The sequence below is a fragment of the Streptomyces sp. AC558_RSS880 genome (assembly GCF_019049255.1).
Taxonomy (GTDB): Bacteria; Actinomycetota; Actinomycetes; order Streptomycetales; family Streptomycetaceae; genus Streptomyces.
This window is the reverse complement of sequence record NZ_JAGMUJ010000005.1, coordinates 1-12,797: the sequence shown is the minus strand read 5'-3', so window position 1 is coordinate 12,797 and position 12,797 is coordinate 1. Positions and strand designations below refer to the sequence as shown.

The 12,797-nt window shown below is 70.2% G+C and carries 14 protein-coding genes and 1 riboswitch; of the genes, 7 read left to right on the top strand and 7 right to left on the bottom strand.

Features of this window, described 5'->3' with window-relative positions; genetic code table 11:
* Positions 1-22: 22 nt before the first annotated feature.
* Positions 23-1,486 carry a VWA domain-containing protein gene (locus KUM38_RS01750; RefSeq protein WP_217127464.1) on the bottom strand — a complete coding sequence of 488 codons (1,464 nt, stop codon included), beginning with the start codon at positions 1,484-1,486 and terminating at the stop codon, positions 23-25.
* A gap of 102 nt (positions 1,487-1,588) precedes the next feature.
* A complete protein-coding gene (thiC, locus tag KUM38_RS01745) occupies positions 1,589-3,385 on the bottom strand; it encodes a phosphomethylpyrimidine synthase ThiC (protein WP_254396538.1) in 1,797 nt (598 codons plus the stop codon).
* Positions 3,378-3,567: riboswitch (TPP riboswitch) on the bottom strand. It overlaps the preceding gene by 8 nt.
* A gap of 71 nt (positions 3,568-3,638) precedes the next feature.
* On the opposite strand from thiC, the gene KUM38_RS01740 reads away from it, so the two are divergent.
* Complete coding sequence (locus tag KUM38_RS01740) at positions 3,639-5,063, top strand: YibE/F family protein (RefSeq protein ID WP_217127463.1); 1,425 nt, start codon at positions 3,639-3,641, stop codon at positions 5,061-5,063.
* Between the two features lie 67 nt (positions 5,064-5,130).
* Here KUM38_RS01740 and KUM38_RS01735 read toward each other — a convergent pair whose 3' ends face one another.
* The 4 genes from KUM38_RS01735 to KUM38_RS01720 all read right to left on the bottom strand — a co-directional run bounded on the left by KUM38_RS01735 (position 5,131) and on the right by KUM38_RS01720 (position 7,367).
* A complete protein-coding gene (locus tag KUM38_RS01735; RefSeq protein WP_217127462.1) occupies positions 5,131-5,565 on the bottom strand; it encodes an SsgA family sporulation/cell division regulator in 435 nt (144 codons plus the stop codon).
* A gap of 98 nt (positions 5,566-5,663) precedes the next feature.
* On the bottom strand, positions 5,664-6,377 hold the full coding sequence (locus tag KUM38_RS01730) for an IclR family transcriptional regulator C-terminal domain-containing protein (protein WP_217127465.1): 714 nt from the start codon (positions 6,375-6,377) through the stop codon (positions 5,664-5,666).
* Positions 6,378-6,687: 310 nt separating this feature from the next.
* A complete protein-coding gene (locus KUM38_RS01725) occupies positions 6,688-6,900 on the bottom strand; it encodes a DUF5326 family protein (RefSeq protein WP_217127461.1) in 213 nt (70 codons plus the stop codon).
* Between the two features lie 149 nt (positions 6,901-7,049).
* Positions 7,050-7,367 (bottom strand): cupin domain-containing protein, encoded by a 318-nt coding sequence (locus KUM38_RS01720; protein WP_217127460.1) that lies wholly within the window; start codon positions 7,365-7,367, stop codon positions 7,050-7,052.
* Positions 7,368-7,426: 59 nt separating this feature from the next.
* On the opposite strand from KUM38_RS01720, the gene KUM38_RS01715 reads away from it, so the two are divergent.
* The 5 genes from KUM38_RS01715 to KUM38_RS01695 all read left to right on the top strand — a co-directional run bounded on the left by KUM38_RS01715 (position 7,427) and on the right by KUM38_RS01695 (position 11,178).
* Entirely contained in the window at positions 7,427-7,804 is a 378-nt protein-coding gene (locus KUM38_RS01715; protein WP_217127459.1) for a phage holin family protein, read from the top strand.
* Positions 7,805-7,809: 5 nt separating this feature from the next.
* Positions 7,810-8,301: a low molecular weight protein-tyrosine-phosphatase gene (locus KUM38_RS01710; RefSeq protein ID WP_217127458.1), complete on the top strand. Its 492-nt coding sequence runs from the start codon at positions 7,810-7,812 to the stop codon at positions 8,299-8,301.
* Positions 8,298-9,467, top strand: a complete 1,170-nt coding sequence (locus KUM38_RS01705) for a cystathionine gamma-lyase (RefSeq protein ID WP_217127457.1) — start codon at positions 8,298-8,300, stop codon at positions 9,465-9,467. Before KUM38_RS01710 ends, KUM38_RS01705 begins: the two co-directional genes overlap by 4 nt.
* Before the next feature lie 236 nt (positions 9,468-9,703).
* On the top strand, positions 9,704-10,609 hold the full coding sequence (locus KUM38_RS01700; protein ID WP_217127456.1) for a LysR family transcriptional regulator: 906 nt from the start codon (positions 9,704-9,706) through the stop codon (positions 10,607-10,609).
* An 86-nt stretch (positions 10,610-10,695) separates the two neighbouring features.
* Positions 10,696-11,178 carry an NUDIX domain-containing protein gene (locus tag KUM38_RS01695; protein WP_217127455.1) on the top strand — a complete coding sequence of 161 codons (483 nt, stop codon included), beginning with the start codon at positions 10,696-10,698 and terminating at the stop codon, positions 11,176-11,178.
* Between the two features lie 10 nt (positions 11,179-11,188).
* Here KUM38_RS01695 and KUM38_RS01690 read toward each other — a convergent pair whose 3' ends face one another.
* Complete coding sequence (locus KUM38_RS01690; RefSeq protein ID WP_217127454.1) at positions 11,189-11,818, bottom strand: HAD family phosphatase; 630 nt, start codon at positions 11,816-11,818, stop codon at positions 11,189-11,191.
* 198 nt (positions 11,819-12,016) lie between these two features.
* On the opposite strand from KUM38_RS01690, the gene KUM38_RS01685 reads away from it, so the two are divergent.
* On the top strand, positions 12,017-12,797 hold a 781-nt coding region (locus KUM38_RS01685; protein ID WP_217127453.1), incomplete at its 3' end, for a GNAT family N-acetyltransferase.

Below are 12,797 nucleotides of genomic sequence, written 5' to 3'. Positions count from 1 at the left end.
GGGCGGAGGGACGGGGCGGATCTCAGAGAATCCCCGCCCGTCCCGCAGCCGTGATCCACTGCGGGAACTCGGAGAGCAGACGGTCGTACAGCTCCGCGTCCGGCACGGTGCTGATGTCGTCGACGGCGAAGAACCCGACGTTGTCGACGCGGCGGCCCGGCAGCGTGTCGAACCGCTCCAGCACACCGTAGTTGGACCTGCCCAGCCCCACGAACTGCCAGAAGACCGGCTCCTCCACCGCCTCGCGGAGCTCGCGCTCGATCTCCTTGTTGCGGTAGACGCCACCGTCGGAGAAGAACAGGACGAGGGTCGGGGCGGACGTGGGACTTTCCCGCACGAACGCGCGCACCTCGGCGATGACCTTCTGCTCCTCGTTCTGGATGCCCACGTCCCGCATGTCGACCTGGCTGGGCTCCAGCCCCTTCTTCCGCCCGCGCCGGAACAGTCCCATCTCCCCTACGCGCACATGCAGCCGCAGCCACTCCGGAAGCTCCCCCAGCCGCAGGTCCGGCAGCCGGGCCGGGTTCGAGGCGAACGTCCAGGCCTGCATCTCACCGTCGTCGTCCAGCTGCGCCGCGACCGCCGCCATCCGCTCGACGACATCGGCCACGACCCCCTTGGAGTACAGGAAGGACATGGACCCGGAGGCGTCGAGTACGAGGATGACGCGCGCGGTGACCTCGGCGGCCCCGTGCTTGCGCAGACTGACCGCCACCTGCTCCTTGCGCAGTGACAACCGCTTGCGCATGTCGACGGGCAACCGCTCCTCGCCCTTGGTGAGCCGCGGGGCGCCGGGGTGGGAGTGGGAGTGGGAGTGGGGCACGGAGGGCTGCCGGTCGGGCGTGGCCGGCACGGCGGGAGGAACGGGCGGGGGCGGCGGGACCGGGGCCGCGGTGGCCTCGGGTGGGACCGGGGGTGTGGTGGCCGTGGGGGAAGCGGACGAAACCGGGGCCGCGTCGTCCACGGTGATGCCGAAGTCCGTGGCCAGGCCCGCGAGCCCGGAGGCGTACCCCTGCCCCACCGCCCGGAACTTCCACTTCCCCTGCCGCCGGTACAACTCACCGCCGATGAACGCGGTCTCCGTCCCCGCCGCCATGTCGAACCGGGCCAGCTCGGTCCCCGCCCCGGCGTCGAGCAGCCTGAGCACCAGTCCCGGCACCTGCCCGAACGTCCCGCCGTCCGCCGACGCGCACAGCACGATCCGTTCGACCGTCCCTTCCACGGCGCCCAGATCCACCTCCACGGTGTCGGTCGTCTCCCGCGTGCCGCGCTGTTTCCCGAGATGCGTCACGGCGCCGGACGCGTGACGAGGCTGGTTGTAGAAGACGAAGTCCCCGTCGTCCCGCACCCGCCCGGCCTCCGTGAGGAGCAGTGCCGAGGCATCGATGTCGGGCACACCGGCCCCGGTCACCCAAGCGAGCTCAACGCGCACCACGCGGGCATCGACGGGAAGATTGGACCCCTTGCTCATCGGACTCGCTGTCATGCGGCCAGTCTGCCCACTCGCCCCGGCGAAGGGGAGGGGCGGCCGCGCCCGCTGCCCCGCGGGGGCGGCACCCACCACGGGCACCGCCCCCGCGGTGGACGCTCAGTCCGCGATCGGCAGATACACGCGATTGCCCGCCTCCGCGAACTCCTTCGACTTCTGCGCCATCCCCTCCTCGATCTCGTCCCGGCTTCCGCCGTGTTCACGACGGATGTCCTGGGAGATCTTCATCGAACAGAATTTCGGTCCGCACATCGAGCAGAAGTGGGCCGTCTTGGCGGGTTCCGCCGGCAGGGTCTCGTCGTGGAACTCGCGTGCCGTGTCCGGGTCGAGGGCGAGGTTGAACTGGTCCTCCCACCGGAACTCGAAGCGGGCGTCGGACAGCGCGTCGTCCCATTCCTGGGCACCCGGGTGGCCCTTGGCGAGGTCGGCGGCGTGGGCGGCGATCTTGTAGGTGATGACGCCGGTCTTGACGTCGTCACGGTTGGGCAGGCCCAGGTGCTCCTTGGGCGTGACGTAGCAGAGCATGGCCGTGCCCCACCAGGCGATCATCGCGGCGCCGATGCCGGACGTGATGTGGTCGTACGCGGGCGCGACGTCCGTCGTCAGCGGGCCGAGCGTATAGAACGGAGCTTCATCGCAGATCTCCTGCTGAAGGTCGATGTTCTCCTTGATCTTGTGCATCGGGACATGTCCCGGGCCCTCGATCATGGTCTGAACGTTGAAACGCTTCGCGACCGTGTTGAGTTCCCCGAGCGTGCGCAACTCCGCGAACTGCGCCTCGTCGTTGGCGTCCGCGATGGACCCGGGCCGCAGGCCGTCGCCGAGCGAGTACGTGACGTCGTACGCGGCGAGGATCTCGCAGAGTTCCTCGAAGTTCTCGTACAGGAAGGACTCCTTGTGGTGCGCCAGGCACCAGGCGGCCATGATCGAGCCGCCGCGGGAGACGATGCCGGTCTTGCGGTTGGCGGTGAGCGGTACGTACGCGAGGCGTACGCCCGCGTGGACCGTCATGTAGTCCACGCCCTGCTCGGCCTGCTCGATAACCGTGTCCTTGTAGATCTCCCAGGTCAGCTCCTCCGCCCGGCCGTCGACCTTCTCCAGGGCCTGGTAGAGCGGCACGGTGCCGATGGGGACGGGGGAGTTGCGCAGCACCCACTCGCGGGTGGTGTGGATGTTGCGGCCGGTGGAGAGGTCCATGACCGTGTCGGCGCCCCAGCGGGTCGCCCAGGTCATCTTCTCGACCTCCTCCTCGATGGAGGACGTCACCGCCGAGTTGCCGATGTTGGCGTTGACCTTCACCAGGAACCGCTTGCCGATGATCATCGGCTCGATCTCCGGGTGGTTGACGTTGGCCGGCAGCACCGCCCGGCCCGCCGCGATCTCCTCACGGACCACCTCGGGGGAGACGTTCTCCCGGACCGCCACGAACTCCATCTCGGGCGTGATCTCGCCGCGGCGCGCGTACGCCAGCTGCGTGACCGCCTGACCCGCGCGGCCCCGGCGCGGCAGGCGCGGCCGGCCGGGGAACACGGCGTCCAGATTGCGCAGGCCCCCGCGCGGAGAGGTGTGCTTGATCCCGTCGTCCTCGGGCCGGACGGGACGGCCCGCGTACTCCTCGGTGTCACCGCGAGCGATGATCCAGTTCTCTCGCAGCGGAGCCAGGCCCCGGCGGACGTCGGTGTCGACGAGCGGATCGGTGTACGGGCCCGATGTGTCGTACAGCGTGACCGACTGCCCGTTGGTGAGATGCACCTGACGGACCGGCACCCGCAGGTCGGGGCGTGTGCCCTCGACGTACGCCTTGTGCCAGCCGATGGACTTCCCGGCCTCCCCGTTCGCCGACGTCTCCGTCGGGTTCTGCGTGGAGGCAGGCGTGCGTGCGTCCTTGTTGGTCATGAGACCTACTCCCTACGCCGGCATTACCCGGTAACAGGTTCGGCGGTCGGCGCAGCGGTTTCCGTCTGCCGACGTTCCGTGGGAAACATCACTCGACTTCGGTGATGTTTCATGTGAAACGTCGCTGAGACGGAGGTCAGCGCCCTCTCAGCCCGGTGCTCCGAGCTCCCGCGTGTACAAAAGCGCCTCCACGCTAGCGTCATTTCTGGCGCGGTGAACAGAGGGCCCATCCCCTTCTTGCGATGATCGGGCGGTGACCCCCTCTCAACCTCCTCCGTACCAACCGCCCGAACCACCGCGCACACCCGGCGCCGGGGACGGCGGTGGTCACGGCCACGCGCACGGACACAGCCACGGTCACGGCCCGGCGGCGCCCGTCTCCCAGCACCTGCGCAAGGTCATCGCGGCGATCCTGATCCCGTTCGCGGCGGCGGTGCTGATCGGACTCGCCGTGCTGTGGCCGGGCGGTGCCCCGGCGCACGAGCGCACCGGCGTCGGCTTCGACCGGCAGACTCAGCACGCCACGGTCACGAAGGTGGTCGAGGTGAGCTGCCAGTCCGTCAACGCCTCCGGGGGCGTCCCGACCGGCGACACCTCCACGGCCGAGGGCTCGTCCGCCCAACAGCAGGCGGACGGTACCTGCAAGAAGGCGACGATCCGGGTCGACACCGGCGACGACAAGGGCCGTACGTTCAACGAGATCGTGCAGCCGGACCAGTCCCGGCAGCTGAGCGAGGGTCAGGAGGTCGTGGTCGCCTACGAGCCCTCCGCGCCCGAGGACCTCCAGTACTCGGTCACCGACGTGAACCGGCGCTTCCCGTTGGCGCTGCTCGCGGGCATCTTCGCGCTCGCCGTCGTGGCCGTGGGGCGGCTGCGTGGCGTCATGGCGCTGGTCGCGCTGACGATCAGCTTCCTGGTGCTCAACTTCTTCGTCCTGCCCGCGATCCTGCAGGGGTCGAATCCGCTGGTCGTGGCGGTGGTGGGGGCGAGCGCGATCATGCTGATCGCCCTGTACCTGTGCCACGGGCTGTCGGCGCGTACGTCGGTGGCGGTACTCGGCACACTGATCTCGCTGCTGCTGATCGGCGTCCTCGGCTCGGTGTTCATCGGGTGGGCCGCGCTGACCGGCAACACCGACGACAACACCGGTCTGATCCACGGGCTGTACCCCGGGATCGACATGAGCGGTCTGCTGCTGGCCGGCGTCATCATCGGTTCGCTCGGTGTCCTCGACGACGTGACGGTCACCCAGACGTCCGCGGTCTGGGAGCTGCACGAGGCCAACCCGTCGACGGGCTGGCGCGGGCTGTACCGCGCGGGCATCCGCATCGGCCGTGATCACATCGCGTCCGTGGTCAACACGCTGGTCCTCGCCTACGCGGGCGCCGCACTGCCGCTGCTGCTGCTGTTCTCCATCGCGCAGAGCGGCGTGGGAACGGTCGCCAACAGCGAACTGGTCGCGGAGGAGATCGTGCGCACCCTGATCGGCTCGATCGGCCTGGTGGCCTCGGTGCCGGTGACCACGGCCCTGGCCGCGCTGGTGGTCTCGGCCGACCGCCCGACGGATCGGGCACGGACGCAGGGACACGGACCGGCACCGGCACAGGGGACCGGGCAGGCACCGGACGCGCGGCCGGCCGCCGGGCGCGGCGGGCGGGGCAGGCGCCGTAAGCGCTGATGTCCCGCGTGGCGGGCGGAGCGCGCTGAAGCGTTCCGCCACCGGTCCACCCGACTGGCGTAACGCTTCAGCCGGTGCTCTGCTCCGCCAGGATCCGGTCCAGCGCGTCGTCGAGGTGGGCGTCGAAGTCAGCGAGTGCCCCCTCCTGGCCCAGTGGCACCAGCTTGTCGGTGCGGTCGAGGAAGGCCACGAGCGGTGCGGTCGACGAACGGAACAGCGCCTGGTCGCTGCCGACCTGAAGCCGGATCAGCACCTCGCCCAGCGCGTCGGGGTCCACCGGTGAGACGCGCACGTCGCCCTCTCCGCACGGCCGGCCGACGCCGTCGATCAGCAGCTCCCGGCCGAACGCCCACGTCACGGGAGCGTCCCCCGGCAAGTGGAAGGTCAGCCGCACGGCGTAGGGATCACAGGTGTCGTAGCGGAGCTCCACCGGGATGCGGAAGGACAGCTCCTCCGACACGAGAAAGCTCATCATGACCTCTGCCTGTACGGATTCGCGCATCGCCTACCCCGTCATTCGCCACGGACTGGCCGGGCATGGACCCTGGCACCAGAGGGAATCTTGCTGAACGTACACAGGAGATCACAAGGAGTGAGTTTTCAGATACTGATAGACAGCGTGAGTGACCCGACGAGACGCCCCATCTCGGCCTGCAGTCGCTGTGCCGCGGGGACGAGCCGGTCGGCCTGGTGTGCGGGCAGTGAGATGGCCATCGACGCGGCCGTGCCGCCGACGGTGATGGGGATCGCCGCGCACACCGTCCCCAGCACGTACTCCTGACGCTCCATCACCAGCTCCATCGGCCGCGTCCGCTCCAGGCGCCTCAGCAGGCTGTGGTCGTCGCGCACGGTGTACGGCGTGACGGGCCGCACGGGATGGCGATCCAGGTGGTCGCGGCGCGCCTCCTCGTCGAGCTGGGAGAGCAGGCACTGTCCGATCGCGTGGGCGTGTCCGGTCTCCCGGAAGTCGGCCCACTCCGCCACCGCGGGCTGGGCGGGGGTCTCGGAGACGCAGACGACGTCGATCTCGCCCTCGCGGTACACGGCGTAGTACACGGGGGCGCCGATCGCGTCCCGCCAGCGGGCGAGGATGTCGACCACCGTGCTGCGACGTTTCTGCTCCGCTCCGCTGCTGCTCAGCCGTTCCGCCGCCTCCCCCAGGAAGAACAGTCCCTTGTCGCGGCGCAGATAGCCCTCGTGCACCAGGGTGCGCAGCAGGTGGTACGTGGTGGGGAGCGCCAGTCCGGTCTCCCGGGCCAGTTGTTTGGCGGGAGCCCCGTACTCGTGCCCGGCGACGGTCTCCAGCAGGCGCATGGCTCGCTGGACGGAGCCGATGAGGGTCGCGGTGGGCGGCGGTGCGGTGGGCGCCGGCGAGCGGGGCTGCGGAGGGACCGCGGCCAGGTGCGCGGAGCCGGTGCCAGTCGTGGCCAAGGGTCACTCCCGAAACGCGAGGGGGCAGCCCGTGCGGGGAACACGGGTGGGGGTCGCCGCTCGCGGGGCTCACCCCCGCGTCGAGTTCCGGACTCTAACGGGCTGTCACCGCACGCAGACGGCCCGCCGGAGAAACTTCCCCCGCCCGAGGGAACCGGTGATTCCTGTTACCGCCTCACCGGTACCCCTCGGCTCACCAGTCGCTGCGCGACGAGGAACTCGACGTGAACTTCCGTACGACGTAGATCAGACCGCCGACCAGCGCCACGAAGAGCAGCACCTTGAAGAGCAGCCAGATCACGAAGCCGACCACGCTCGCTATCAGCCCGCCGAACACGACCAGGGCGATGACAGGCACCGCGATCCACTTCACCCACCACGGCAGTCCCGCGAAGATCTCTCGCATCGCCCTCGTCCTTACCTCTCCGCCCGCCGAGTACCGGGTCGCGTCGATGATGTCCTGCACTCGATGCTAGGGCGGCGGGTGCTCCGGCGGGGGCTCCGCGTCCCTTGTCCTCCCCTGACCGTTCCCCTAGGGAACCCCGACAGCGCTCCTCAGCTCTCGGGGGGAGAGAACACCACCAGAACCCGCAGGTCCTCGCTGATGTGGTGGAACTTGTGGGCCACCCCGGCCGGCACGTACACGACGCTGCCGCGTGCCACCTGGGTGGTCTCCATGCCGACGGTGATCGCCGCGCGGCCGCTGACGACGAAGTACACCTCGTCCTGACCGTGCGGCTGCTGCGGGTCCTGGGACCCGGCGTCCAGGGCGTAGAGGCCGACCGACATGTTCCGCTCGCGCAGGAACTGCAGGTATGCCCCGTCATTGGCGGCGCGCTCCGCCTCCAGTTCGTCCAGCCGGAATGCCTTCATCCCTAGTCCCGCCCCTGCCTCACTGCCCGAGTCCGATCGTGTCTGCCACGATCAGACACATGATGAATTTCCTAGTCAAGACGATCGCCAACGCGGGCGCCCTGGCGGTAGCGGTGTGGCTGCTCGACAAGATCACCCTGACCGGTGACAGCACGGGCAAGGAGATCGGCACGCTTCTCCTGGTCGCGCTGCTCTTCGGGTTGGTGAACTTCCTGGTCAAGCCGGTGGTGAAGCTGCTGAGCCTCCCCCTGCTCATCCTGACGCTGGGGCTGTTCACCCTGGTGGTGAACGCGCTGATGCTGCTGCTCACCTCCTGGCTCGCCGACCAGCTCGACCTGAGCTTCCACGTGGAGGGCTTCTGGACGGCCGTACTGGGCGGCCTGATCATCTCCGTCGTCTCCTGGGCGCTCAACGTCGTCCTGCCCGACAGGGACTGAAGCCGATGACCTACCGCGTCTGCTTCGTCTGCACCGGCAACATCTGCCGCTCCCCGATGGCCGAGTCCGTCTTCCGCGCCCGGGTGGCGGAGGCCGGGCTCGACGGCCTGGTCGAGGTGGACAGCGCCGGTACGGACGGCTGGCACGAGGGCGAGGGCGCCGATCCCCGCACAGTGACCGTGCTGCGGGAGAACGGTTACGACGCCGGCCACACGGCCCGGCGGTTCGACCCGTCCTGGTACGCCCGCCTCGATCTCGTCGTCGCGCTCGATTCCGGCCACCTCAGGGTGCTGCGCCGCCTCGCGCCCACGGACCGGGACGCCGACAAGGTGCGTCTGCTGCGCTCCTACGATCCCGCCGCCGGCGACGATCTCGACGTACCGGACCCCTACTACGGGGGCGCGGACGGATTCGACGCGTGTCTTGAGATGGTGGAGGCGGCGAGCACCGGACTGCTCGCCGCGGTACGCGAGCAGGTGGAGGGACAGGCGGCATGAACGATTCGACGACGGGCGCGGGTCACGGACAGGCACTGCCGGACGGGGCGGGCGACGGCACCCGCGCGGTGCGGGCCGGGCTGCCCGAGCCGGTCAAGCACGAGCCGACCCTGCCCGGACCGGTGTTCGCCGCCCACTTCCATCTGCCGGGCGACCCCACCGGCCCGTACACCTACGGCCGGGACGAGAACCCGACCTGGACGCTGCTGGAACGGGCCGTCGGCGAGCTGGAGGCGCCGGGCCGGAAGGACGTCGAGGCCCTGGTGTTCGCCTCGGGCATGGCCGCGATCTCCTCGGTGCTCTTCTCCCAGCTGCGCGCCGGGGACGCGGTCGTCCTGCCGGACGACGGCTACCAGGCCCTGCCCCTGGTGCGGGACCAGCTGGAGACGTACGGCATCGAGGTGCGGACCGCGCCGACGGGCGGCGACGCCCAGCTCGAGGTCCTCGACGGCGCGAAGCTGCTGTGGATCGAGACGCCCTCGAATCCGGGGCTCGACGTGTGCGACGTACGACGGCTGGCCGAGGCGGCACACGCGCGCGGCGCCCTGGTCGCCGTCGACAACACCCTCGCGACACCGCTCGGCCAGCGCCCGCTGGAGCTCGGCGCCGACTTCGCGGTGGCCAGCGGCACCAAGCAGCTCACCGGGCACGGCGACGTGCTCCTGGGATACGTCACCGGCCGGAACGCCGAGGCCATGGCCGCCGTCCGCCGCTGGCGCAAGATCGTCGGCGCCATTCCGGGGCCCATGGAGGCCTGGCTCGCGCACCGCTCGATCGCCACGCTCCAGCTGCGCGTCGACCGGCAGAACGCCACCGCGCTGACGCTCGCCCAGGCACTGCGGGAGCGGTCCGAGGTCACGGGGCTGCGTTATCCGGGGCTGCCCGACGACCCCTCGCACAAGATCGCCTCGCGGCAGATGCGGAGCTACGGGTGCGTGGTGTCCTTCACGCTGCCCACCCGCGCGCGTGCGGACCGTTTCCTCGACGCGCTGCGGCTCGTGGACGACGCGACGAGCTTCGGCGGAGTACGGTCCACGGCGGAGCGGCGCGGGCGCTGGGGCGGGGACGCTGTGCCGGAGGGCTTCATCCGCTTCTCCGTGGGTGCCGAGGACCCGGAGGACCTGGTCGCGGACGTGCTGCGGGCCCTGGACGAATCAGCCGGCTGACCGGCCGGGCCGGCGGGCGCCCTGCACACTGCGGCGGCCGCCCGGCACATTGCGGCGGACGGTCCGAGCCTCCCCCCTCGTGGCTCGGACCGTCCTCGGTTCCGCGCGCGAAGAACCGCGCGACCAAGGCTAGTTGACTCAGTGTCAGTGTCCAATCACAGTAACGACAGCGACCTATCGACTTATTTATAGTTGGACGTCCAGGCCCGGAGCGGGCCGGCGAGGGAGGGTGTGGCGTGGATCTGGCCTTGCTGCGGACCTTCGTGACCGTGCACCGGGCCGGTTCCTTCACCCGTGCCGCCGCCCTGCTCGGCCTCTCCCAGCCGGCCGTCACCTCACAGATACGGACGCTGGAACGGCAACTGGGGCGGCCCCTGTTCCTCCGGCAGGCGCGCGGTGTGACACCGACGACCATCGGGGACGAGCTCGCCCACAAGGCGGCGCCGCATCTCGACGCCCTGGTGGAGATAGCCGAGTCCGGGCTGGAGGAGGACTCCTCCTTACGGACGCTGCATCTGGCCGGCCCTCCGGAGTTCACCGCCGAACGGGCACTGCCCGCGCTCACGGAGCTGACCGGAGAGGACGGCCAGAGCTTCGCCCTGCGCGCCTCCTTCGGCACCGCCGAGGAAGTCCTCGAGGGACTGGCCGCCGGACATCACGATCTGGCCATCAGCACGGTCCGGCCACGCGGCGCCCTGCTCTCGGCGACCGCGCTCTGCGACGAGGAGCACGTCCTGGTCGCCACTCCGCGCTGGGCCGGGCGCATCGGCTCCGGCACGCTCCGCCGCACGGGTCCGTCGGTCCTGGAACACGTCCCGGTGGTCGAGGTGCACGAGTCGCTTCCCTTCGTCGCCCGCTACTGGGCCTCCGTCTTCGACTCCCGCCCCGTCGCCCCGGGCACCGTCATCGTCCCGGATCTACGCGCGGTGCTGGCCTGTGCCGCCGCGGGGGCGGGGCTGGCGGTACTGCCCCGCTACCTCTGCGCGGGCGCGCTCGAGCGGGGCGACGTGGTGGCCCTGCACGAACCGACGGTGCCCCCGCTGCGCACCTACTTCCTGGTGGTCCGCACCGGCACACTGGCGATGCCGCACATCGCGCGGGCCCACGAGTGGCTGGAGGGGGCGGCCACCGGCTGGTGCTGACCCGCCGGGCGGTGCCCCACCCCGCGAAGTCGGCCGCTGCCCTCTCGCGATGTTTCACGTGGAACCATCCGGGCCACATTTCCCCCATGACCGTCCGACCCGTGGTCAAGCGCACCGCCCGAGCCGTTCTGCTGGACGGCGAGAACCTGATTCTGATCAAGCGCACCAAACCCGGCGTGGATCCCTACTGGCTCACCCCTGGCGGCGGAGTGGAGCCGAAGGACTCCACCGTGGTGGACGCCCTGCACCGGGAGGTGTACGAGGAGCTCGGCGCGAAGATCACCGATGTGGTGCCCTGTTTCGTCGACACCGTGGAGCACATCGGCGCGGACGGCGACGCCACCGGCGTGAAGGTGCAGCACTTCTTCGTGTGCCGCCTGGAATCCATGGACCCGTCCCTGCGCCACGGTCCGGAGGTCGACGAACCCGTCGGCGAGTACGAGATCGTCCGCGTGCCGTTCACCCGCGTCGGGATCGCCTCCGTCCACCTGGTGCCACTGTCCCTGCGGCACTACCTGGACGGCAATATCGAGGGTGTACGCGCCATGCACGCCCCCGACCTCGGGTGACACCCGATCCTTACGCGGCCCGCACCAGTTCGTAGGCTTCCCAGAGGTCCCGCCCCGTGTAGGAGTGGGTCGCGAGGCCGGTCAGATGCCGGTCCGCGTTGACCGCGACGGAGACCGGCACCGCGCCGAACAGGTCCTTGTCCGACATCGAGTCGCCATAGGCGACGCAGTCCGCGCGGGTCACCCCGAACTCCGCGCACAGACGGTCGGCGATCCGGACCTTGGCCGCCGCGCTGAGGACGCCGGCCGGATCCACGGGCTCCCTGAACGGCACGGCGGGAAAGCGGGAGCCGTACGCCGCGTGCGCACCCCAGTCGGTGAGCCGCTCCACGAAGAAGGACGGGGACAGCGAGACAACGGCGCAGTAGTCACCGTTCCGTGTGAGCTCTGCCCAGACCTCGCGGATACGGGCCAGCCACGGAGCCGCTTCGAACGCCGCCGCCACATGCGCCTCCGTGAGGCCCGCCCAGAGCGTGTGCACCTGTGTGGCGTACTCCGGTGGCCCGATGAGGCCGGAGGAGATCGCCCGGTCGAGGGCCACCGCCTCGGCTTCCAGTCCCAGCTGCCGCGAGATCTCCACGGGAGCCGAACTGCCGTGGAGCAGGGTGCCGTCAAGATCGAAGAGATGAAGCCTCGCCATGAGCGACGAGGCTAACGGGCTCTGCTCTCCTCATCTCCCGGCGGAAAGAACCGGCCACGCGCCGTTCTCGCATGTTTCACGTGAAACGTCCCGCGCCCGTGTCCGTGCTCCGTCCGCGACCACGGCATGGCCAAAAGCTCACACGAGTCTTCTGAAACGGGTGGACGCCGCACCTCCCTGTCGGACAGCCTGACCTGCGTGCCGACACCTTCCCTTGCCTCTCTGCCCATCCGCCGTCTGACGCTTCGCGACCTCACCGCCTGCGCCGACTTGTCCGAGGACCGGGGGTGGCCACGGGAGGAGCACAAGTGGGGCCTCCTCCTTGCGGCCGGGAAGGGGTACGGCATCGACGATCCCGACGGTGGTCTGGTGGCCGCCTGCGTCGTCACCGAGTACGGCCCGCGGGAACAGCCCGCTCTCGCGGCCGTCGGCATGGTCCTGGTCGCCGAGCGGCATGCCCGCCGGGGAGTGGGACGCCGGCTCATGCGGCACATCGTCTCGGCGATGGGCACCACTCCCCTCACCCTGCACGCGACCTCTTACGGCCGCTCGCTGTACGAGGAACTCGGGTTCAAGGTCACCGGCCACGCCGAGATGCTGCGCGGCCACTTCGTCCCCACGGGTGACCGGCCGGAGGTCGCCACCCGGGCCGCGACCGCGGAGGATCTCCCTGCGATCGTCCGGCTCGACGAGGAGGTGTTCGGTGTCGACCGGACGCACATCATCACCCGTCTGCCCGCCTTCGCCGATCAGTTGCGCGTCGCCGAGGAGGCCGGGCGGATCATCGGTTACGCGGCCGCCTGGCCCAACATGGACACCCATGTCGTGGGTCCGCTCATCGCCCGCGACACGGCGACGGCCGAGGCACTGCTCGCTTCGCTCGCCGCCCGCACCGACCGACCGCTGCGCACCGACATCGATGTGCGGCACGAAGAGCTGCTGAGCTGGGCGAAGGCACACGGGCTGGCGTCCGTCGCGT